General features: G+C 45.8%; 18 protein-coding genes and 1 pseudogene. 14 read left to right on the top strand and 5 right to left on the bottom strand.

All coding sequences use genetic code 11. The features are described 5' to 3' along the window. The 9 genes and pseudogenes from R7Z47_RS23315 to rpoC all read left to right on the top strand — a co-directional run. A pseudogene (locus R7Z47_RS23315) lies at nucleotides 1-81 on the top strand (elongation factor Tu); the annotation flags it as partial. A 266-nt stretch (nucleotides 82-347) separates the two neighbouring features. Next, nucleotides 348-728: a preprotein translocase subunit SecE gene (gene secE / locus R7Z47_RS23320; RefSeq protein ID WP_005384680.1), complete on the top strand. Its 381-nt coding sequence runs from the start codon at nucleotides 348-350 to the stop codon at nucleotides 726-728. 13 nt (nucleotides 729-741) lie between these two features. Beyond that, nucleotides 742-1,290 (top strand): transcription termination/antitermination protein NusG, encoded by a 549-nt coding sequence (nusG, locus tag R7Z47_RS23325; protein ID WP_005384681.1) that lies wholly within the window; start codon nucleotides 742-744, stop codon nucleotides 1,288-1,290. A gap of 164 nt (nucleotides 1,291-1,454) precedes the next feature. Continuing rightward, complete coding sequence (gene rplK / locus R7Z47_RS23330) at nucleotides 1,455-1,883, top strand: 50S ribosomal protein L11 (RefSeq protein WP_005384682.1); 429 nt, start codon at nucleotides 1,455-1,457, stop codon at nucleotides 1,881-1,883. Between the two features lie 4 nt (nucleotides 1,884-1,887). Further along, nucleotides 1,888-2,589 (top strand): 50S ribosomal protein L1, encoded by a 702-nt coding sequence (gene rplA, locus R7Z47_RS23335; protein ID WP_005384683.1) that lies wholly within the window; start codon nucleotides 1,888-1,890, stop codon nucleotides 2,587-2,589. Nucleotides 2,590-2,882: 293 nt separating this feature from the next. Further along, on the top strand, nucleotides 2,883-3,377 hold the full coding sequence (gene rplJ, locus R7Z47_RS23340) for a 50S ribosomal protein L10 (RefSeq protein ID WP_005382538.1): 495 nt from the start codon (nucleotides 2,883-2,885) through the stop codon (nucleotides 3,375-3,377). A 57-nt stretch (nucleotides 3,378-3,434) separates the two neighbouring features. After that, entirely contained in the window at nucleotides 3,435-3,803 is a 369-nt protein-coding gene (rplL, locus tag R7Z47_RS23345) for a 50S ribosomal protein L7/L12 (RefSeq protein ID WP_005382540.1), read from the top strand. Between the two features lie 251 nt (nucleotides 3,804-4,054). Next, complete coding sequence (rpoB, locus tag R7Z47_RS23350) at nucleotides 4,055-8,083, top strand: DNA-directed RNA polymerase subunit beta (RefSeq protein ID WP_005384685.1); 4,029 nt, start codon at nucleotides 4,055-4,057, stop codon at nucleotides 8,081-8,083. A gap of 104 nt (nucleotides 8,084-8,187) precedes the next feature. Then, entirely contained in the window at nucleotides 8,188-12,390 is a 4,203-nt protein-coding gene (gene rpoC / locus R7Z47_RS23355; RefSeq protein WP_005382514.1) for a DNA-directed RNA polymerase subunit beta', read from the top strand. Between the two features lie 173 nt (nucleotides 12,391-12,563). Here the strand turns inward: rpoC and R7Z47_RS23360 are convergent, their stop codons facing one another. Continuing rightward, nucleotides 12,564-13,055, bottom strand: a complete 492-nt coding sequence (locus R7Z47_RS23360; protein ID WP_005382515.1) for an Rsd/AlgQ family anti-sigma factor — start codon at nucleotides 13,053-13,055, stop codon at nucleotides 12,564-12,566. A 177-nt stretch (nucleotides 13,056-13,232) separates the two neighbouring features. Here R7Z47_RS23360 and nudC point away from each other — a divergent pair, with 177 nt between their 5' ends. Both nudC and hemE read left to right on the top strand, forming a co-directional pair. Continuing rightward, nucleotides 13,233-14,030: an NAD(+) diphosphatase gene (gene nudC, locus R7Z47_RS23365; protein WP_017821797.1), complete on the top strand. Its 798-nt coding sequence runs from the start codon at nucleotides 13,233-13,235 to the stop codon at nucleotides 14,028-14,030. A 247-nt stretch (nucleotides 14,031-14,277) separates the two neighbouring features. Next, the gene (hemE, locus tag R7Z47_RS23370) at nucleotides 14,278-15,345 is read left to right on the top strand and encodes a uroporphyrinogen decarboxylase (RefSeq protein WP_054730260.1); all 1,068 of its coding nucleotides are present in this window, start codon (nucleotides 14,278-14,280) and stop codon (nucleotides 15,343-15,345) included. Nucleotides 15,346-15,585: 240 nt separating this feature from the next. Here hemE and R7Z47_RS23375 read toward each other — a convergent pair whose 3' ends face one another. Then, on the bottom strand, nucleotides 15,586-16,158 hold the full coding sequence (locus tag R7Z47_RS23375) for a uracil-DNA glycosylase family protein (RefSeq protein ID WP_005382518.1): 573 nt from the start codon (nucleotides 16,156-16,158) through the stop codon (nucleotides 15,586-15,588). 2 nt (nucleotides 16,159-16,160) lie between these two features. After that, on the bottom strand, nucleotides 16,161-17,084 hold the full coding sequence (locus tag R7Z47_RS23380) for a D-2-hydroxyacid dehydrogenase (protein WP_262607139.1): 924 nt from the start codon (nucleotides 17,082-17,084) through the stop codon (nucleotides 16,161-16,163). A 66-nt stretch (nucleotides 17,085-17,150) separates the two neighbouring features. Here R7Z47_RS23380 and R7Z47_RS23385 point away from each other — a divergent pair, with 66 nt between their 5' ends. Further along, nucleotides 17,151-17,738, top strand: coding sequence for a YjaG family protein (locus R7Z47_RS23385; protein ID WP_158156995.1), 588 nt, complete (start codon nucleotides 17,151-17,153; stop codon nucleotides 17,736-17,738). A 79-nt stretch (nucleotides 17,739-17,817) separates the two neighbouring features. Here R7Z47_RS23385 and R7Z47_RS23390 read toward each other — a convergent pair whose 3' ends face one another. Further along, entirely contained in the window at nucleotides 17,818-18,951 is a 1,134-nt protein-coding gene (locus R7Z47_RS23390) for a hemolysin family protein (RefSeq protein WP_005382522.1), read from the bottom strand. A gap of 253 nt (nucleotides 18,952-19,204) precedes the next feature. Between R7Z47_RS23390 and hupA the strand changes: the two genes are divergently transcribed. Together hupA and R7Z47_RS23400 are read left to right on the top strand one after the other, a co-directional pair. Beyond that, the gene (hupA, locus tag R7Z47_RS23395) at nucleotides 19,205-19,477 is read left to right on the top strand and encodes a nucleoid-associated protein HU-alpha (protein WP_005382524.1); all 273 of its coding nucleotides are present in this window, start codon (nucleotides 19,205-19,207) and stop codon (nucleotides 19,475-19,477) included. A gap of 39 nt (nucleotides 19,478-19,516) precedes the next feature. Continuing rightward, nucleotides 19,517-20,215 (top strand): DUF1481 domain-containing protein, encoded by a 699-nt coding sequence (locus tag R7Z47_RS23400; protein ID WP_167415508.1) that lies wholly within the window; start codon nucleotides 19,517-19,519, stop codon nucleotides 20,213-20,215. Between the two features lie 83 nt (nucleotides 20,216-20,298). Here the strand turns inward: R7Z47_RS23400 and purD are convergent, their stop codons facing one another. Then, nucleotides 20,299-21,588, bottom strand: coding sequence for a phosphoribosylamine--glycine ligase (purD, locus tag R7Z47_RS23405; protein ID WP_136977321.1), 1,290 nt, complete (start codon nucleotides 21,586-21,588; stop codon nucleotides 20,299-20,301). Nucleotides 21,589-21,605: the final 17 nt, after the last annotated feature.

A 21,605-nucleotide genomic window follows, 5' to 3' on the forward strand; every position in this document is an offset into this window, starting at 1 on the left:
ATGGACGAAGGTCTACGTTTCGCGATCCGTGAAGGTGGCCGTACAGTAGGTGCTGGTGTTGTTGCTAAGATCTTCGACTAATTCATAGCGAATTAGCGATGCTTTCGGAAAATCTTGAATTAGATTTGACGAACCAGTAGCAAAAAGGGCATCATTTGATGCCCTTTTTCTGCACTCAACATTATTTTTGCTGTTTTCTTGTTCAGAAGTGGGTTGGGCGCAGAGCAAGATTAAGCAAAGAGGCTTAATCTTAAGAAGAGTACGCTGATTTTTTCAGCGATATGGAGTTTGCCCTGCAACAGCGGGGTTGTTGTCGTCTATATTAAGACTTGTAACAGGTTGGTTTTATGAAAGCAAATAATGCTGAAACTCCTGATAGCTCAAACGCAGCAGATACGTTTAAGTGGGTAGCCGCTTTCGTATTGGCAGCTGCCGCTGTTGTGGGTAATTACCTGTATGGTGAAATGTCTGTAGTGGTTCGTGCTGCAGGCGTTGTTGTTCTTATTGCAGCTGCCTTAGGCGTTGCAGCAACAACGACTAAAGGTAAAGCAGCGATCAGTTTTGCAAAAGAATCTCGTATGGAAGTACGTAAAGTTGTTTGGCCTACTCGCCAAGAAACCATGCAAACAACACTGATCGTTTTAGCTGTAAGTATTGTAATGGCTCTAGTGCTATGGGGTATTGACGGAATTATGGTTCGTCTAGTAGCTCTAGCAACTGGGGTATAGAGGGTTTTTATTCATGAGTGAAGCTCCAAAAAAACGCTGGTATGTGGTTCAAGCCTTCTCTGGATTTGAAGGTCGTGTAGCTCAATCTCTGCGCGAGCATATCAAAATGCACGGCATGGAAGAGCTATTCGGTGAAGTACTGGTTCCTACTGAAGAAGTAGTGGAAATGCGCGCGGGTCAGCGTCGCAAATCTGAGCGTAAGTTCTTCCCAGGTTACGTCCTTGTTCAGATGATTATGAACGATGAATCATGGCACCTAGTACGCAGTGTGCCGCGTGTCATGGGCTTCATTGGTGGTACCTCAGACCGTCCGGCACCTATCACGGATAAAGAGGCTGACGCGATTCTTAATCGTCTTGAGAAAGCGAGTGAAGCGCCTCGTCCGCGTACAATGTACGAAGCGGGTGAAGTGGTACGTGTTAACGAAGGTCCATTTGCTGACTTCAACGGTACGGTTGAAGAAGTGGATTACGAGAAGAGCCGCCTGAAAGTGTCTGTATCGATCTTTGGTCGTGCGACACCAGTTGAGCTTGAATTTGGTCAGGTTGAAAAGCTGGACTAAGACTCTTCGTTAAAGAGTATAAAAAATCACCTTTTTAGGGTTGTATAAGGCGCGGATTATGACTATAATTTCGCGCCTTTTTACTTCAAGTGAAGTAAAAAGTTTCTTACACAAACGGGGAGCTGATCCGCGATTAGCGTTTGTACCCAAACTTAGGAATTATCATGGCTAAGAAAGTTGAAGCTTACATCAAGCTACAAGTTGCTGCTGGTATGGCTAACCCTAGTCCACCAGTAGGTCCTGCACTAGGTCAACACGGTGTGAACATCATGGAATTCTGTAAAGCGTTCAACGCAAAAACAGAATCTATTGAGAAAGGTCTACCAACTCCAGTAGTTATCACAGTATACAGCGACCGTTCTTTCACGTTCGTAACTAAGACTCCACCTGCTGCTGTTCTTCTTAAGAAAGCTGCTGGCGTTAAGTCTGGTTCAGGTCGTCCAAACACTGAAAAAGTTGGTACTGTAACTGACGCTCAAATCCAAGAAATCGCAGAAACTAAAGCTGCTGATATGACTGGTGCTGACATCGAAGCGATGAAGCGTTCTATCGCTGGTACTGCTCGTTCAATGGGCCTAGTGGTAGAGGGTTAATAAGATGGCAAAACTAACTAAGCGCATGCGCGTAATCCGCGAAAAAGTTGACGTAACTAAAGAATACGAAATCAACGAAGCTGTTGCTCTTCTTCAAGAACTAGCGACTGCTAAATTCGTTGAGTCTGTAGACGTTGCTGTTAACCTTGGCATTGATGCTCGTAAATCTGACCAGAACGTACGTGGTGCAACTGTACTACCTCACGGTACTGGCCGCGAAATCCGCGTTGCAGTGTTCACTCAAGGTGCTAACGCTGAAGCAGCTAAAGAAGCTGGCGCAGACATCGTAGGTATGGAAGATCTTGCTGAGCAAGTTAAGAAAGGCGAAATGAACTTTGACGTAGTTGTTGCTTCTCCAGATGCAATGCGCGTTGTAGGTCAACTAGGTACTATCCTAGGTCCTCGCGGTCTTATGCCAAACCCTAAAGTTGGTACTGTAACTCCTAACGTTGCTGAAGCAGTTAAAAACGCTAAAGCTGGTCAGGTTCGTTACCGTAACGACAAAAACGGCATCATCCACACTACTATCGGTAAAGCAAACTTCTCTGCTGAGCAGATCAAAGAGAACCTAGAAGCACTTCTAGTTGCTCTGAAGAAAGCTAAGCCATCTTCAGCGAAAGGTACTTTCCTGAAGAAAGTAAGCATCTCTACTACTATGGGTGCTGGTGTTGCTGTTGATCAGGCTAGCCTGAACACTCAAGCATAATTTATTTGCTTAGGCGCAAAATTAGTGTATAATTTTGCGCCTAATATTTGTGGTTGGGGCTGAACTTTGGTTCTTTGAACTGTCTCCTAGTTCGAAATGAATTAAGACCCAGTCTCCGTCCAAGACCGTAGGTGTTTGTGTAAAAGCAAACTTAATTATCCTACGTAGATGGTGCCCGAACTGACAGAAAGCTCTATGTAATATAGTTAACTTTCTTCTGGGGAAGCACCTCAATAGCTCTCACTGTCGTGATGATAGTGAGTGGTGTAACGACAACCAGGAGTAAATCCAAGATGGCTTTAAACCTTCAAGACAAAAAAGCAATTGTTGCTGAAGTCAACGAAGCTGCCAGTGGTGCACTTTCTGCAGTTGTAGCTGATTCTCGTGGCGTTCAAGTTGGCGCGATGACTTCTCTACGTAAACAAGCTCGTGAAGCTGGCGTTTACATGAGAGTTGTTCGTAACACTCTTGCTCGTCGTGCGGTTGAAGGTACTGAGTACGAGTGTCTAACTGACACTTTCACTGGTCCTACTCTAATCGCATTCTCTAATGAGCACCCAGGTGCTGCAGCGCGTCTTTTCAAAGACTTCGCTAAAGAGAACAAAGATTTCGAGATCAAAGCTGCTGCATTTGAAGGCGCTTTAACTGACGCTGAAGTACTAGCAACACTACCAACTTACGACGAAGCAATTGCACGCCTAATGATGTGCATGAAAGAAGCTTCGGCTGGCAAGCTGGCGCGTACTATCGCAGCTATCCGCGATCAAAAACAAGAAGCAGCGGCATAAGCCTTGCTTTTTACTGGTTGCTTAATAAACTTATTGTTGACTTAAAAGAGAATTGTTATGTCTATTACTAACGAGCAAATCCTAGACGCAGTTGCAGAAATGTCTGTAATGCAAGTTGTTGAACTAATCGAAGCAATGGAAGAGAAATTCGGTGTTTCTGCTGCTGCTGCTGTTGTAGCTGGCGGCGCTGCTGCAGGCGAAGCTGCTGCTGAGCAAACTGAATTCGACGTAATCCTAGAAGCTGCTGGCGGTAACAAAGTTGCTGTAATCAAAGCAGTACGTGGCGCAACTGGCCTAGGTCTTAAAGAAGCTAAAGCTCTAGTAGACGGCGCTCCAGCACCTCTTAAAGAAGGTGTTGAGAAAGCAGAAGCTGAAGCTCTTAAAGCTCAGCTAGAAGAAGCTGGTGCAACTGTTGCTGTTAAGTAATTATTGCATAGTTTCTTAGCCTAACGGCTAATTGGCTGGTGGTTTTTTAACCACCGGCCTTTTGCGCTGTAGGGTATAGGCGAATTTTCCCGCTGTTTAAGCGCCTGATATCCATGCAAAAAACATTTCATTCTTACGAAATGAAATGTCACTACAGTAAACAGCTATATTAGTCACTGTCCTTTACCCCCCTTAAGTAACTAGGAGCGGGCGGACAGTTTGGGTCACTTATCAGCGAGCTGAGGAACCCCATGGTTTACTCTTATACCGAGAAAAAGCGCATCCGTAAGGACTTTGGTACTCGTCCACAAGTTTTGGACATTCCATACCTGCTATCGATCCAGCTCGATTCGTTCGACAAATTTATCGAACAGGATCCTGAAGGTCAATACGGTCTTGAAGCCGCTTTCCGTTCTGTATTCCCGATTCAGAGCTACAACGGCAATTCTGAGCTGCAATACGTTAGCTACCGTCTTGGTGAGCCAGTTTTTGACGTTAAAGAATGTCAAATCCGCGGTGTAACTTACTCAAAGCCACTACGTGTAAAACTACGCCTAGTTATCTTTGATAAAGACGCGCCAGCAGGTACTGTAAAAGACATTAAAGAACAAGAAGTCTACATGGGTGAAATTCCACTCATGACAGACAATGGTACCTTCGTAATCAACGGTACCGAGAGGGTTATCGTATCCCAGCTGCACCGAAGCCCAGGCGTGTTCTTCGACAGCGATAAGGGTAAGACCCACTCTTCAGGTAAAGTTTTATACAATGCACGTGTTATTCCTTACCGTGGTTCATGGCTTGATTTCGAGTTTGATCCTAAGGATAACTTGTACGTTCGTATCGACCGCCGTCGTAAGCTACCAGCATCGATCATCCTTCGTGCACTAGGTAAGTCGACAGAAGAAATCCTAGATATCTTCTTCGAGAAAGTGAACTTCGAAGTGAAAGACCAAACTCTATTGATGGAGTTGGTTCCTGATCGTCTACGTGGTGAAACTGCGTCATTCGACATCGAAGCAAATGGTAAAGTTTACGTTGAGCAAGGTCGTCGCGTAACAGCTCGTCATATCCGCCAACTAGAAAAAGATGGTGTTGATCACATCGAAGTACCAGTTGAGTACATCGTAGGTAAAGTTGCATCAAAAGATTACATCAATGAAGCAACAGGCGAGATCATTGTTAACGCTAACCAGGAAATCAGCCTGGAAGCACTAGCGAACCTATCTCAGGCTGGCCACAAAGCGCTAGAAGTTCTATTCACGAACGATCTAGACCACGGTCCATTCATGTCAGAAACACTACGTATCGACAGCACGGTTGATCGTATTTCTGCATTGGTAGAAATCTACCGCATGATGCGCCCTGGTGAGCCGCCAACAAAAGAAGCTGCAGAAGCTCTATTCGAAAGCCTATTCTTCTCTGAAGAGCGTTACGATCTATCGACTGTTGGTCGTATGAAGTTCAACAGCTCTATCGGCCGTGAAGATGCTCAAGAGCAAGGCACACTTGATGAAACTGATATCATCGAAGTGATGAAGAAGCTGATCGCGATCCGTAACGGTAAGGGCGAAGTGGACGATATCGACCACCTAGGCAACCGTCGTATCCGTTCTGTAGGCGAAATGGCTGAGAACCAGTTCCGTGTAGGTCTAGTACGTGTTGAGCGTGCAGTTAAAGAGCGTCTAAGCCTAGGCGATCTTGACGCAATCATGCCTCAAGACTTGATCAACGCGAAGCCAATTTCTGCGGCAGTTAAAGAATTCTTTGGCTCTTCACAGCTTTCACAGTTCATGGACCAAAACAACCCGCTATCAGAAGTAACGCACAAGCGTCGTATTTCTGCATTGGGTCCTGGCGGTCTAACTCGTGAACGTGCTGGCTTCGAAGTACGTGACGTACACGTAACTCACTACGGTCGTCTATGTCCTATCGAAACGCCTGAAGGTCCAAACATCGGTCTGATCAACTCTCTATCTGCGTTTGCGCGTTGTAACGAGTACGGTTTCCTAGAGACACCATACCGTCGCGTTGTAGATGGCGTAGTAACAGACGAAGTAGATTACCTATCTGCAATCGAAGAAGGCCAATTCGTTATCGCACAGGCGAACGCTAAGCTAAACGAAGATGGTACTTTTGCAGATGAGCTGATCACAGCTCGTCAGAAAGGTGAATCTGGTCTACACCCTCGTGAGCACGCTCAGTACATGGACGTTGCGACAAACCAGGTTGTATCTATCGCTGCATCGCTTATCCCGTTCCTAGAACACGATGATGCGAACCGTGCATTGATGGGTGCGAACATGCAACGTCAGGCAGTTCCAACACTGAAAGCTGACAAACCGCTTGTTGGTACTGGTATTGAACGTAACGTAGCCGTTGACTCAGGTGTAACTGCAGTTGCTAAACGTGGTGGTGTAATCCAGTCAGTAGATGCTTCTCGTATCGTTGTTAAAGTTAACGAAGAAGAGCTAGTACCAGGTGAAGCTGGTATCGACATCTACAACCTGACTAAATACACACGTTCTAACCAGAACACATGTATTAACCAGCGCCCATGTGTGATGCCAGGTGAGCCTGTATCACGCGGTGACGTTCTTGCTGATGGTCCTTCAACAGACCTTGGTGAACTAGCGCTTGGTCAAAACATGCGTATCGCGTTCATGCCTTGGAACGGTTACAACTTCGAAGACTCGATCTTAGTATCTGAGCGCGTAGTTCAAGAAGACCGTTTCACGACTATCCACATCCAAGAACTGACTTGTGTGGCGCGTGATACTAAGCTTGGTTCTGAAGAGATCACAGCGGATATTCCAAACGTAGGTGAGTCTGCTCTGTCTAAACTAGACGAGTCAGGTATCGTTTACATCGGTGCTGAAGTTAAGGGTGGCGACATCCTAGTTGGTAAAGTTACACCTAAAGGTGAAACTCAGCTAACGCCTGAAGAGAAGCTACTACGTGCAATCTTCGGTGAAAAAGCATCTGACGTTAAAGATACTTCACTACGTGTACCTAACTCTGTATCAGGTACGATCATCGACGTTCAAGTCTTTACTCGCGATGGCGTAGAGAAAGACAAGCGTGCGCTTGAAATCGAACAGATGCAGCTTAAAGAAGCGAAGAAAGACCTAACTGAAGAATTCCAGATTCTTGAGGGCGGCCTTCTAAACCGTGTTAAAGCTGTATTGATTGAAGGCGGTTACTCTGAAGCGAAACTAGACACAACTGATCGTAAGAAGTGGCTAGAACTAACGCTAGAAGATGACGCACTACAAACTCAGCTTGAGCAACTTGCTGAGCAGTGGGATGAGCTAAAAGCTGACTTCGATAAGAAGTTCGAAACTAAGCGTCGTAAGATCACTCAAGGTGATGATTTAGCACCTGGCGTCCTGAAGATCGTTAAGGTTTACCTAGCGGTTAAACGTCGCATTCAGCCTGGTGATAAGATGGCGGGTCGTCACGGTAACAAGGGTGTAATCTCTAAGATCAACCCTGTTGAAGACATGCCATACGATGAGAAAGGTCAGCCTGTAGACATCGTACTTAACCCACTGGGTGTACCTTCGCGTATGAACATCGGTCAGATCCTAGAAGTACACTTAGGTCTGGCAGCGAAAGGTATCGGTGACAAGATCAACCAGATGGTTAAAGAGCAGCAAGAACTAGCGAAATTCCGCGAGTTCCTACAAAAAGTTTACGATCTAGGCGACACTCGCCAGAAAGTAGACATTGCTTCTCTATCTGATGATGAAGTACGTACTCTGATCAAGAACTTGCGTGGCGGTCTACCAATCGCGACTCCTGTATTTGATGGCGCTCCAGAAGAGTCAATCAAAGCACTTCTTGAGCTAGCAGATCTACCAACATCAGGTCAGTTAACACTGTTTGATGGCCGCACAGGTGATGCGTTTGAGCGTCCTGTAACTGTTGGTTACATGTACATGCTGAAACTGAACCACCTTGTTGATGACAAGATGCACGCTCGTTCAACTGGTTCGTACAGCCTAGTAACTCAGCAGCCACTAGGTGGTAAAGCTCAGTTCGGTGGTCAGCGTTTCGGTGAGATGGAAGTATGGGCACTAGAAGCATACGGTGCTGCTTACACGCTACAAGAAATGCTAACGGTTAAGTCGGATGACGTTAACGGCCGTACTAAGATGTACAAGAACATCGTAGACGGTAACCACAGCATGGAACCTGGCATGCCAGAATCGTTCAACGTACTGTTGAAAGAGATCCGCTCGCTAGGTATCAACATCGAGCTAGAAGACGAAGAGTAATCCTTTTCTCTCTTGATGAAAGTCGAGAGAATCAAAGCGATTATTTGGAAGAAGGTGCTCACTTTAGCGAGTGAGCTCCTTTTAACTCCTTACAGGAGCTGATTGTGAAAGACTTATTAAACTTTCTAAAAGCACAGCATAAGACCGAAGAATTTGATGCAATCAAAATCGGTCTATCTTCACCAGACATGATCCGTTCATGGTCTTTCGGTGAAGTTAAAAAACCTGAAACGATCAACTATCGTACGTTCAAACCTGAACGCGATGGTCTGTTCTGTGCGCGTATCTTTGGTCCAGTTAAAGACTACGAATGTCTTTGTGGTAAGTACAAGCGCCTGAAGCACCGTGGTGTTATCTGTGAGAAGTGTGGTGTAGAAGTTACACAAACTAAAGTTCGTCGTGACCGTATGGGCCACATTGAACTGGCTTCACCAGTAGCTCACATCTGGTTCCTAAAATCGCTACCGTCTCGTATCGGTCTACTAATGGATATCCCTCTACGTGATATCGAACGCGTTCTGTACTTCGAAATGTACGTAGTAACAGAGCCTGGTATGACTGATCTAGAAAAAGGTCAGATGCTTACTGAAGAAGAGTATCTAGATCGTCTAGAAGAGTGGGGCGACGAGTTCACTGCTAAGATGGGTGCGGAAGCTATCAAGGACCTACTAGGTTCTATGGATATGCACGCTGAAGCAGAACAAATGCGTGAAGAGTTAGAGACAACAAACTCTGAAACTAAGCGTAAGAAAGTAACTAAGCGTCTTAAGCTGGTAGAAGCGTTCATCGCATCGGGTAACAACCCTGAGTGGATGATCCTAACTGTACTTCCAGTACTTCCGCCAGATCTACGTCCTCTAGTACCTCTAGATGGCGGTCGCTTTGCGACTTCTGATCTTAACGATCTATACCGTCGTGTGATCAACCGTAACAACCGTTTGAAGCGTCTTCTAGAGCTAGCTGCTCCGGACATCATCGTACGTAACGAAAAACGTATGCTGCAAGAGTCTGTTGATGCGCTACTAGATAACGGTCGTCGTGGTCGTGCGATCACAGGTTCTAACAAGCGTCCTCTGAAATCTCTTGCTGATATGATCAAGGGTAAACAAGGTCGTTTCCGTCAGAACCTTCTAGGTAAACGTGTAGACTACTCTGGCCGTTCTGTAATCACAGTAGGTCCATACCTGCGTCTACACCAGTGTGGTCTTCCTAAGAAGATGGCACTTGAGCTATTCAAACCATTCATCTACAGCAAGCTAGAGACTCGTGGTCTTGCGACTACAATCAAAGCTGCTAAGAAAATGGTAGAGCGTGAAGAAGCGGTCGTTTGGGATATCCTAGACGAAGTAATCCGTGAACACCCAGTACTATTGAACCGTGCACCTACGCTTCACCGTCTAGGTATCCAGGCGTTCGAACCAGTACTGATCGAAGGTAAAGCGATTCAGCTACACCCACTTGTTTGTGCGGCGTACAACGCGGACTTCGATGGTGACCAAATGGCGGTTCACGTACCTCTAACTCTAGAGGCACAGCTTGAAGCTCGTACTCTGATGATGTCGACAAACAACATTCTGTCGCCAGCGTCAGGTGATCCGATCATCGTACCTTCTCAGGACGTTGTATTGGGTCTGTACTACATGACTCGTGAAAAGATCAACGTGAAAGGTGAAGGCATGTACCTTTCTGGCCCAGAAGAGGCTGAGAAAGCATACCGCACTAAACAAGCTGAGCTTCACGCACGCGTTAAAGTACGTATTACAGAAACTGTTGTAGACGAAGATGGCAACAGCACTACAGAAACCAAGATGGTAGACACCACTGTTGGTCGTGCAATGCTATGGCAAATCGTGCCAGCTGGTCTACCGTACAGCATCGTTAACCAAAAGCTAGGTAAGAAGCAAATCTCTAACCTACTTAACGAGGCGTACCGTAAACTAGGTCTGAAAGACACAGTAATCTTCGCTGACCAAATCATGTACACAGGTTTCGCATACGCGGCACTTTCTGGTGTATCTGTTGGTATCGACGATATGGTTGTACCAGCAGCTAAGTACACTGAAATCGCAGAAGCGGAAGAAGAAGTACGTGAAATCCAGGAACAGTACCAATCAGGTCTTGTTACTGCGGGCGAACGCTACAACAAAGTTATCGATATCTGGGCATCGACCAACGACCGTGTTGCGAAAGCAATGATGGAAAACCTTTCTTCTGAAACGGTAGTTAACCGTGACGGTGAAGAGGAACAGCAAGAGTCATTCAACAGCATCTATATGATGGCGGACTCGGGCGCTCGTGGTTCTGCAGCACAGATTCGTCAGCTTGCGGGTATGCGTGGTCTGATGGCGCGTCCAGATGGTTCAATCATCGAAACGCCGATCACAGCTAACTTTAAAGAAGGTCTAAACGTACTTCAGTACTTTATCTCAACGCACGGTGCTCGTAAGGGTCTTGCGGATACGGCACTGAAAACAGCGAACTCGGGTTACCTAACGCGTCGTCTAGTAGACGTTGCTCAAGACGTTGTTGTAACTGAACATGACTGTGGCACTCACGAAGGTGTCGACATGATGCCTCACATCGAGGGTGGTGATGTTAAAGTTGCACTTTCTGAGCTTGCTCTTGGTCGTGTTGTTGCTGAAGACGTACTAAAACCTGGCACTGAAGACGTTCTTATTCCACGTAACACCCTGATCGATGAGAAGTGGTGTCAAATCATGGAAGAGAACTCAGTAGACAGCATGAAAGTGCGCTCTGTAGTAACGTGTGATTCTGACTTCGGTTGTTGTGCACAATGTTACGGTCGTGACCTAGCACGTGGTCACCTAGTGAACCAAGGTGAAGCAGTGGGTGTTATTGCTGCTCAGTCTATCGGTGAGCCAGGTACACAGCTAACGATGCGTACGTTCCACATCGGTGGTGCGGCATCGACAGCAGCGGCAGAGAACAGTGTTCAAGTTAAGAACAACGGTTCTATCAAGCTACACAACGCTAAATCTGTATTGGCTGATGACGGTAAGATCGTTATCACTTCTCGTGCGACAGAGTTAACTATCGTTGATGAGTTTGGTCGTACTAAAGAGAAACACAAACTGCCTTACGGTACGCTACTAAGCAAAGGCGATGGTGATACAGTTCAAGCTGGCGAAACAGTTGCAAACTGGGAAGCGCACACACTACCTATCATTACTGAGGTAGCAGGTCGCATCCAGTTCGTAGATATGATCGACGGTGTAACAGTATCTCGTCAAACTGATGACCTAACTGGTCTATCTTCAAGCGAAGTAACTGACCCAGCAGCTCGCCCTTCAGCAGGTAAAGATATGCGTCCAGCTATCAAACTTGTTGACGAGCAAGGTAACGATGTAATGATCCCTGGTACTGATATGCCAGCTCACTACTTCCTACCTGGTAAAGCGATTGTGAACATCGAAGATGGCGCAGCAGTAGGTGTTGGTGCAACACTAGCACGTATTCCTCAGAAGTCTGGCGGTAACAAAGATATCACCGGTGGTCTTCCACGAGTTGCTGACCTATTTGAAGCACGTAAGCCGAAAGAGCCTGCAATCCTTGCTGAGCACACAGGTACTGTGAGCTTTGGTAAAGAGACGAAAGGTAAACGTCGCCTAGTGATCACACGTGAAAGCGGTGAAGCTTACGAAGAGATGATTCCTAAGCATCGTCAGTTGAACGTATTCGAAGGTGAAAAAGTTGAACGTGGTGATGTGATCGCAGATGGTCCAGAGTCTCCACATGACATCCTACGTCTACGTGGCGTACACGCGGTAACGCAGTACATTGCTAACGAAGTACAGGAAGTTTACCGTCTACAAGGCGTTAAGATTAACGATAAGCACATTGAAACTATCGTTCGTCAGATGCTACGTAAGTGTACTATTACTCACTCTGGTGACTCTGAGTTCCTACCTGGTGAACAGATTGAGTACTCACAAGTTAAGATTGCTAACCGTAACCTAGAAGCTGAAGGCAAAGAGCCTGCACGTTTCGAACGTGAACTACTAGGTATTACTAAAGCATCTCTAGCGACTGAGTCGTTCATCTCTGCGGCATCGTTCCAGGAGACAACTCGCGTACTAACAGAAGCTGCGGTTTCTGGTAAGCGTGATGACCTACGTGGTCTGAAAGAGAACGTAATTGTTGGTCGTCTGATCCCTGCTGGTACTGGTTTCGCATACCACCAAGAGCGTCAAGCTAAACGTTCTGAAGCGCAAGATGGTCCTTCTGCTGAGCAAGCAACGGATAACCTAGCGGCACTTCTAAACGCTGGTTTCTCTTCTGAAGAGTAAGTCATATAACGAGTAATCGTTAAAAGCTTAAGAAAAAGGCACCTTCGGGTGCCTTTTTAGTTTTTTATACTACTTTGTTCTTCCGGTGGGATTTTCGATAAAGCTAGAAACAAAAAAGACCGACGATGATCGTCAGTCTTTTCTCTCACTCTATTTCTGAATGTTTGCAAATACTAAGCTCCAGGTGGCATAGACAGGCTTTCTGCGATTTGCTGTATCAGATAGTCCTCGACTTCAAAGCGAGTCTCAAGAATTTCTCCAATGAGACACATATCAGAATCGAAATCATTTAATTCATCATCTTCAGTCACTTCTGAGTACTTATCGTTAAAGTTCAATAATGGTTCAGTCGTTAGAACAATTTGACCATAGGTTTGATTGATCTCATTAGTCACGACAAAGCCGGTTGCTTTCCAACGGTCCATAACCATGTCATAAATTTTAAAGTGGCCTTCGGAGATGTAATCAACGAGGTGCTGACAGAAATCCTGCAGTTCGGAAGGAGATGGGAGTTCAATAACATTGGTTTTCGAACAAGGTTGCAGCGCTGCAAGCTTACAATATTCAACAATCAGGGATTGTCGTGTCTCTAACCAGTGATCAATGACATCACTTGAGCCACCCCACTGGTCTTGTGTTTGTTTGAATTTTCTTAGCATGACCATGCCCTCATGATCTGATCGCCCATCGGCGAACGTATCCTTTGCAAAGCAAAGTTAGTAAAGTTATTACAAACTCTTGTCCTTACTAGAATTTAGAGTGCACATTTACTTAACGATAAACTCTAGTATGAAATTAGATTGCCAGTAAAATGAACGAACTTCAAGCAAAGGGATGGTGTAATGTTAAGAAAAGGTGATGTTAACCGCGCGATAAATGCATACTGGTGTGTTGTTGCAGGAAGTGAAATTTGGCTGGTGGATGGTGCTGTGCCCTTCGGGTCTGCAGAGCAGTTATCACTGCCAGTAACGAGTGCAAGACCCATTGGTGAGTATTCTGGTTCGCCCGTCATGTGGCTTAACTTGGCCGATTTAGAGCATGATCTACCTTTAGTATCCCTGCGTGACTGCCTGCATTTTCCTGAGCCATTATTTATGTTGTTAAGTAAAGCTGTGCAATATGGGCACATGACGCAAAGTTTGCGCTTTTGTCCACAGTGCGGAGGAAGAAACTTTCTTAATAATAACCAGTTAGCCATGCAGTGTGGTGAATGTCGCACCCTTCATTATCCTAGAATATTTCCGTGTATTATCGTTGCTGTACGTAAAGAAAATCAGATCTTATTAGCCCAACATCCAAGGCATCGAAATGGTATGTATACGGTTATTGCGGGTTTTCTAGAAGTCGGTGAGACATTAGAAGAGTGCGTGGCTCGAGAAATTCATGAAGAAACGGGAATTCTCGTTAAAAATATTCGCTACTTTGGCAGCCAGCCTTGGGCTTTCCCATCCAGTATGATGATGGGGTTTTTAGCTGATTATGAATCCGGAGAGTTAAGTCCAGACTACACTGAGCTGTCTGATGCACAATGGTTTGGTATCGATGAGATGCCGCCTGTTGCGCCTAAAGGAACGATTGCAAGAGCACTTATCGAACAAACGCTGAAAGATATAGACTCTAATTATCTGATAAATAGATAAAAAAAACCCTCCGAGAGGGAGGGGGTAAGTAAGATGTCGTTATGAGATGCTGAGTACTAAGTACTCAGTTTATAATTGTAGTTTTCGCTAGCGAACAAATTTTTAACACTGATACCGATTGGGTGCAAATTAAGCATTGATTTAAAAGTTAATAACTTGATCCAGGTTGCAAAGCACACAGCTATTGGACTTAAATCAGTGATAGAATACCCCCTTTCACAGAAAGCCTAACAGTTGGAATTACGGAATGACTGAATTAAAAAATGATCGTTATCTGCGTGCGCTTTTAAAAGAGCCGGTAGATTACACGCCAGTATGGATGATGCGCCAGGCAGGTCGTTACCTACCAGAATACAAAGCGACTCGTGCAGAAGCGGGTGATTTCATGTCTTTGTGTCGAAATGCAGAATTAGCATCCGAAGTGACACTTCAACCATTACGCCGTTTTCCTCTTGATGCCGCGATCTTATTCTCGGACATCTTAACGATTCCAGATGCAATGGGGCTTGGTTTGCGTTTTGCTGCGGGTGAAGGACCTGTTTTTGATAACCCAATTACATGCAAAGCCGACGTGGAAAAAATTGGTTTGCCAGATCCTGAAGGTGAACTGCAATACGTAATGAACGCAGTACGCCAGATCCGTAAAGACCTGAAGGGTGAAGTGCCGCTGATTGGTTTTTCTGGTAGCCCTTGGACTCTTGCGACGTACATGATCGAAGGTGGTAGCTCTAAAGCGTTTACCAAGATCAAGAAGATGATGTACGCGGAACCACAAACTCTGCACCTACTTCTAGATAAGCTGGCAGACAGCGTTATCGAGTACTTAAACGCGCAAATTAAAGCGGGTGCGCAATCGGTAATGGTATTTGACACATGGGGTGGCGTACTAACGCCTCGTGATTACAATCTGTTCTCACTGCAATACATGCACAAGATTGTAGATGGTCTGATTCGTGAAAACGACGGTCGTCGCGTGCCAGTCACACTGTTTACTAAGAATGGCGGCATGTGGCTTGAGCAAATCGCAGCAACAGGCTGTGATGCGGTTGGTCTAGACTGGACAATCAACATTGCAGACGCGAAAGCACGTATCGGTGATAAAGTAGCTCTGCAAGGTAACATGGACCCATCAATGCTTTACGCTTCACCAGAGCGTATCTGTGAAGAAGTCGCGGGTATTCTAGAAGGTTTTGGTGATGCAGGTACTGGTCATGTGTTCAACCTAGGTCACGGTATCCATTTGGATGTGCCGCCAGAAAACGCGGGCGTATTTGTGGAAGCGGTACACGAGCTATCTAAGCCATACCACAAGTAAGTTAGATCTTTTGAAATCAAATGCCGGCATTCAGTGCCGGTATTTTTTTGCCTAAAATTCATTTTTTCTATCTGAGACTCAAGGCTGTACAGCTCTAGTAGTATTTGGCCTACTATGATCTAATTACTACTCTAGCTGTACATTAGACATTAAAATTTAATATAAACAAATACTTATAATTTCTGGTTTTATGTTCTAATTTTCTTGTACAGATAAACAAGCAATTAGATCATGGGTAACCTAAAGCATCGAGTGAACGCGTTTTTTAAGGTATGGTACGACGTCAGATTCAAACCAAGGATTCTTCTTTAACCACAATGTATTGCGTGGAGATGGGTGAGGGAGCGGGATAAAGTCCGGTTCCCAATCTTGCCATTGCTGAACGGTTTGCGTGAGCGTCTTTGGTTTGTTGGTGAGATAGTACTGCTGCGAGTACTGACCAATTAGTAGAGTGAGCTCTATATTGGGCAGCTGCTCAAGAATCTTTTTATGCCAAGTGGGCGCACATTCTTTACGAGGCGGTAAATCACCAGAGTTCCCTTTGCCTGGATAACAGAATCCCATTGGGACAATGGCAATTTTATTTGGGTCGTAGAAAACGTCTTTGTCGATATCGAGCCATTGGCGTAATCGATCACCACTTGGGTCATTCCAAGGTATCGAGGTTTTGTGTACACGTGTGCCAGGGGCCTGACCGATGATTAGGATGCGTGCCCCTTTTGCTGCTTGCACGACAGGGTTTGCACCCAAAGGTAAGTTATCCGCGCAGATCTGGCAGGCCCTCACTTGCTGCAATAGCTCGTCTAACGACATTCTTAGTAACCCTTTTCGAAATCCACTTGATAATTTAATGAAAACCCATCGCGCCAGCGTAGATAGTTGTCAGCAAAAATCTCGATGACTTGCTCGGGAAAACTCAGCGCAGCAATGTGTGGAGTGATGGTGACTTGCGGTAGTTTCCAAAATGGATGCTCTACCGACAACGGTTCTTGCTCAAACACATCTAAGAAGGCGTGTTCTACCCAACGGTTTTTCAGAGCGAAGAGCAACCCTGCCTCATCCAGTACGTCGCCACGACCTACGTTAAACAATAACGCCTGATTTAGTTGGCTGAGCGTTTGACGATTAAGTAACTGTCGCGTCTCAGGTGTACTTGGTAGAGTATTCACAACGATGTCGGCTTGCTCAAGTGCCTTACTTAGTTCATTGATATGAAAGGTCTGATGAAACTCGCCGCCTGGAGTAGGGATACCTGTGCGGTTAATACCGATAGTTTTTATCCCCATTGCTTTAGCGGCGTTGCCCAGATAGCCCCCAATGCTACCGGTACCAAGAATTACCATGGTTTTACTTTTTAATGACGTGTACAGGTGAGGCTGCCATTGTTTGTTTTGTTGCTGCTGGTGGTATCGGGCAAAGTGGCGGTAATGGGCAATACTGTAACCCAAAACATATTCAGCAATCAGTGGACCAAAGATGCCTCGAACGTTAGTTAGAGTATAGTCCTGACGAAGGCTAGGGGATGTTAAGGCGTTGACACCAGCAAACGTGGATTGCACCCATTCAAGCTGTGAAAACTCGTCTAAGCTTTGTGATAGTAAGGGTGGATCCGCTAGTACGATCTGAGCGGCTTCTGGTTGGTCGGTGAGGCAAAGATCGGGCAGATTTTTCTCTGCCAGTAACGTTTTGTAGGTGTCGCGATGCTCTGAGAGCAGGAAAATCTGATTTGAATGCGGCATTAACTTTTTTCCCTGTGATGAATCAAGTACACTTTCGCTGTTTTTTTCTTCAATGATTGAGTGACTATGCTTAAGAATCCTCTTCAGGTTCGTTTAGAAAAACTAGAACCTTGGCAACAAATTACCTTTATGGCGTGTCTGTGTGAACGCATGTATCCAAACTATGCGATGTTTTGTGAGAATACAGAATTTGCTGACCCGCGTGCTTACCGAGCGATTCTTGATAGTGTATGGGAAATTTTGACAGTTAAGAACGCGAAAATTAACTTCGAACGTCAATTGGAGAAGTTAGAAGAGTTGTTCCCAAGTGCGGATGAGTTCGATTTTTACGGCGTTTACCCAGCGATGGACGCGTGTCAGGGGTTGTCTACGTTACTGCATGGTCTATTGGACCGCGACTACCTTTTCGATTCAATGCTTAAAGTGAGTCAACAGTCGGTACAAACCGTTGCTGATCTAGAGCAAGCACAAGGCGCAGAGCCAATCACTAACGACAACCAGAAAGAAAACGAAGCCGTATGTGAAGAGTGGGACGTCCAGTGGGCTATCTTCCGTCCGCTGCGTGAAGCGGTAGAACGTGACATCAGCTTGATTAAAGATTTGCGTGAAGAGCTACGTGAAGAAGGTATGAGCAACATCGGTATTGCACTTTAATCGTTGAATAAATAGAAAAAGGCATCCTAACTGGATGCCTTTTTTGTTTGTGCGTTTAAGCTGTTATACCTAATGCTGATTACGATTCTTTCGAGTCGGGTTTCGGTGGCTCTTGAGCTTCTGGCTCTTTATCCTGCTTCTCCGGCTCATTATCTTCTTCATCGTCATCGCGGCTTTCGATTACGCCGTGCATTTCTTTCCAGCTTTCCCAGCGTTGGTAAGCCAGCTCCTGCATGTCAGTGCTTTTATCTGCTTCGTCGATGATCTCCTCGCCTACGAGGTGTTCAAAAATATCTTCCAACGTTACCAAACCTAGCACGGTACCGTATTCATCAACAACAAGTGCCAGCTGTAAGCGATGAGTCATCATCTGGTCGAATACTTTAGGTAAAGTGGTATTGTTTAGCACCACTTGAATTGGGCGCATGATTGCTCCCAACTGTTTCTGTCCACAACCTGATTGTTGTAGTTTGAACAACTCAAGGCGATGCACAAAACCAATGATGTTATCTTTCTGCTCGCTGTAAACCAATGGGCGTGAGAAAGGCGTATCTTTGTGTTTTTCTAGGAACTCATTGATGGTCATTGTGGCATCGACACGGAATACTACTGGTCGTGGCGTCATAACCTGCGTTACGGGTACATCTTGGATGCCAAGCAAGTTGCTTAAGATTTTTGATTCACCCTCGGCAAACTCACCGCTTTCACGTGCCAGAATCGCCATTGCAGACAGCTCATCACGCATCTTTGGAGCTTCGTGGTTACGAGCAAGACGCTTGGTGATTTGCTCTGAGAACCAAACAAAGGGTGTAAGCGCCCATACCATCCAACGCAATGCGACCGCGGCAGTGGGTGCCAACTGACGCCAGTAGGTCGCGCCAATCGTCTTCGGTACGATTTCTGAAAGCACTAAGATCGCCAATGTCAGCACTGCCGAAAAGATACCTAATGCTTCGCTACCAAATACAACCGCAGCTTGTGCACCAGCAGTGGCCGCGCCGATAGTGTGAGCGATGGTGTTTAAAGTCAGAATAGATGCCAGTGGTCGGTCGATATCTGATTTCAGCTTAGCCAATTGCCCAGCTGCGGGATGCCCCTGTTGATTGAGCTGCGCAATGTAGCTCGGACTGATACTCAGCAGTACCGCCTCCAGCACCGAACAGATAAACGAAATGCCGATTGCAATAGAGATATAAATGGATAACAGCAGCATAGTTGCCCTTGAATGTAGTTTGATAGTGGTTATTTGCAGCTATTATAACCGCAAAAGTGACTTATAAATTGGTCCAAATACCTTGGAAAGCAAGGGTTTTCAGGGGGTATGTGGTAACAAATTGTGAGTTATTACTCATATTATGGCTAAAAGTACGTCAGAAAATCGAAAGATCGCTTACAAACCTTTGCCAGATGGGGCATTTATGTTTTAGAGTGAGACGAATTCGATAACCTATGAGAAGGGAAACCTAATGAACAAGACCCAATTAATCGACTTTATCGCAGAGAAAGCAGACCTATCAAAAGCACAAGCAAAAGCTGCTCTTGAAGCGACTCTTGATGGTGTAACTGGCGCACTTAAAGAGGGTGACCAAGTTCAACTAATTGGTTTTGGTACATTCAAAGTAAACCACCGCGCTGCACGTACTGGTCGTAACCCTAAGACTGGTGACGAGATTCAAATCGCAGCAGCTAACGTACCAGCATTCGTAGCAGGTAAAGCGCTGAAAGAATCAGTAAACTAAGTTAGAATGCACCGAGGTATCCTGCCTCGGTGCAATTTCATGAAAAAATATCTACTCACTTCACTTCTCCTATCTAGCCTTACCCTTTTTGGCTGTTCGTCGGTTGAAACTCCTAATTTAGAACAATTCACGCATTTTTCTGGTGGTAAAGTTGCGGGAGATGCTAGCAGCTTGTACTGGATGACAGAGAAACTCACTCGTGTGAGTACGGCGGCTGATTATGTGACTATGGGGGGCAATGGTTGGTTCCAGAGTGATTATCGCTGGGATGAAGGTGAGTTGCGAGAGTTGATTCGAAAAGGCGAGCAAGTTGATACCAAACAAGAGTTGGTGCCTTTTCAAATCCACATCCGTTTCAATAAAGATGGCGAAGCGGTTTACCAACAATATCGTGTTAACCGTAAAGTCTTACCACTTCAGCATGACCAATTAGAGCGCTACAAAGCAGAAGCGAATGACGTAGTGGCATCGGTTAAGGCGCAGTCTCGTAACAATCAGAGCCTTATTCAAGGTTATTGGAATGGTCAATCGTTTGAAACCTGCAAAGGTAAGGTGTTCTCGACACTCGAGTTTAATCAGACGTTGCCAAAATTTATTATCGAGCGTCTCTCATCGGTAGACAGTTATGTGGCTTTTGTCGGCAAGCAGTCACGAAACAAAGCAATGGTCGATGAACTGTTGATGCTCAATGACGATGACTTTGATTGTGTTTCTCGGCCAACGTTGATCTCTGAATAAACATTGCTTCGAATTCTGTCGAACAAGAACAATAAAAAAGGCGCTGAGTGCGCCTTTTGTTTTTTAGCCAACTCATGTTGTTTTTATTTTTCTTGCTCACGTGCAATTGCACGGTAGCCGATGTCGTTGCGATGGAACATGCCATCCCAACGGATCTGTTTTGCAAGCTCGTAAGCACGCTGCTGCGCTTCTGATACGCTGTTGCCAAGTGCGGTTGCACAAAGAACACGACCACCGTTTGTCACGATGTCGCCATCTTTGTTATCTGTACCAGCATGGAAGACTTTTTCGCCTTCAATTTCAACTTGTGGCAGACCCGAAATAACGTCGCCTTTGTTGTACGCTGCTGGGTAACCACCGGCTGCTAGCACGATACCAATCGATGCTCGTGGATCCCACTTCGATTCCGCTTGATCTAGCTTCTCGTCGATTGCCGCTAGGCACAGATCAACAAGATCCGATTCCATGCGCATCATGATAGGTTGTGTCTCTGGATCACCGAAGCGGCAGTTGTACTCGATTACTTTCGGAGTGCCGTCTTTGTCGATCATAAGACCCGCGTATAGGAAACCAGTGTAAGGGTTACCTTCAGCGGCCATGCCACGTACTGTTGGGTAAATCACTTCTTCCATGATGCGGTTGTGGATTTCCTGTGTTACCACTGGAGCTGGCGAGTACGCGCCCATGCCACCGGTGTTAGGACCCGTATCTTTGTCGCCTACGCGTTTGTGGTCTTGGCTGGTGGCCATTGGCAGAACGTTCTCACCATCCACCATCACGATGAAGCTTGCTTCTTCACCATCTAGGAACTCTTCGATAACGACACGACTACCAGCATCACCAAATGCGTTGCCTGCTAGCATGTCTTTGATTGCATCCTCAGCTTCTTCTAGCGTCATCGCTACGATAACGCCTTTACCAGCAGCAAGGCCGTCAGCTTTTACTACGATCGGTGCACCTTGCTCACGTACGTAAGCAAGAGCTGGCTCGATTTCAGTGAAATTCGCGTAGGCACCCGTTGGAATTTGGTGACGAGCAAGGAAGTCTTTGGTAAACGCTTTAGATCCTTCAAGCTGTGCTGCTGCTTGGGTCGGGCCAAAGATTGGTAAGCCCGCTTCGCGGAACGCATCAACCACACCAATAACCAATGGTGCTTCTGGGCCAACGATAGTCAGTTCAATCGCCTTCTCTTTGGCGAAAGCAACAAGGCCAGTGATGTCTTCTACATCGATGTTTATGTTCTCTAGTTTTGGCTCTAGTGCTGTACCTGCGTTGCCTGGTGCAACGAAGATAGTCTCAACATTTGGGTTTTGTGCCGCTTTCCAACCTAGCGCATGTTCACGACCGCCTGAACCAATGATTAAAACTCGCATATGAAAATCCTTAATCT

The sequence above is a fragment of the Vibrio sp. 1641 genome (assembly GCF_033339995.1).
Taxonomy (GTDB): domain Bacteria; phylum Pseudomonadota; class Gammaproteobacteria; order Enterobacterales; family Vibrionaceae; genus Vibrio; species Vibrio alginolyticus.

Bases quoted from the DNA above. Each gene is read 5' to 3' on its own strand.
- R7Z47_RS23375 (WP_005382518.1), bottom strand. From the start codon at position 16,158: ATGTCGTTAGACGAGCTATTGCAGCAAGTGAGGGCCTGCCAGATCTGC.
- nusG (WP_005384681.1), top strand. From the start codon at position 742: ATGAGTGAAGCTCCAAAAAAACGCTGGTATGTGGTTCAAGCCTTCTCT.
- rpoB (WP_005384685.1), top strand. From the start codon at position 4,055: ATGGTTTACTCTTATACCGAGAAAAAGCGCATCCGTAAGGACTTTGGT.
- R7Z47_RS23380 (WP_262607139.1), bottom strand. From the start codon at position 17,084: ATGCCGCATTCAAATCAGATTTTCCTGCTCTCAGAGCATCGCGACACC.
- R7Z47_RS23390 (WP_005382522.1), bottom strand. From the start codon at position 18,951: ATGCTGCTGTTATCCATTTATATCTCTATTGCAATCGGCATTTCGTTT.
- rplK (WP_005384682.1), top strand. From the start codon at position 1,455: ATGGCTAAGAAAGTTGAAGCTTACATCAAGCTACAAGTTGCTGCTGGT.
- rplL (WP_005382540.1), top strand. From the start codon at position 3,435: ATGTCTATTACTAACGAGCAAATCCTAGACGCAGTTGCAGAAATGTCT.
- rplJ (WP_005382538.1), top strand. From the start codon at position 2,883: ATGGCTTTAAACCTTCAAGACAAAAAAGCAATTGTTGCTGAAGTCAAC.
- R7Z47_RS23400 (WP_167415508.1), top strand. From the start codon at position 19,517: ATGAAAAAATATCTACTCACTTCACTTCTCCTATCTAGCCTTACCCTT.
- purD (WP_136977321.1), bottom strand. From the start codon at position 21,588: ATGCGAGTTTTAATCATTGGTTCAGGCGGTCGTGAACATGCGCTAGGT.
- rplA (WP_005384683.1), top strand. From the start codon at position 1,888: ATGGCAAAACTAACTAAGCGCATGCGCGTAATCCGCGAAAAAGTTGAC.
- secE (WP_005384680.1), top strand. From the start codon at position 348: ATGAAAGCAAATAATGCTGAAACTCCTGATAGCTCAAACGCAGCAGAT.
- R7Z47_RS23360 (WP_005382515.1), bottom strand. From the start codon at position 13,055: ATGGTCATGCTAAGAAAATTCAAACAAACACAAGACCAGTGGGGTGGC.
- hupA (WP_005382524.1), top strand. From the start codon at position 19,205: ATGAACAAGACCCAATTAATCGACTTTATCGCAGAGAAAGCAGACCTA.
- R7Z47_RS23385 (WP_158156995.1), top strand. From the start codon at position 17,151: ATGCTTAAGAATCCTCTTCAGGTTCGTTTAGAAAAACTAGAACCTTGG.
- hemE (WP_054730260.1), top strand. From the start codon at position 14,278: ATGACTGAATTAAAAAATGATCGTTATCTGCGTGCGCTTTTAAAAGAG.
- nudC (WP_017821797.1), top strand. From the start codon at position 13,233: ATGTTAAGAAAAGGTGATGTTAACCGCGCGATAAATGCATACTGGTGT.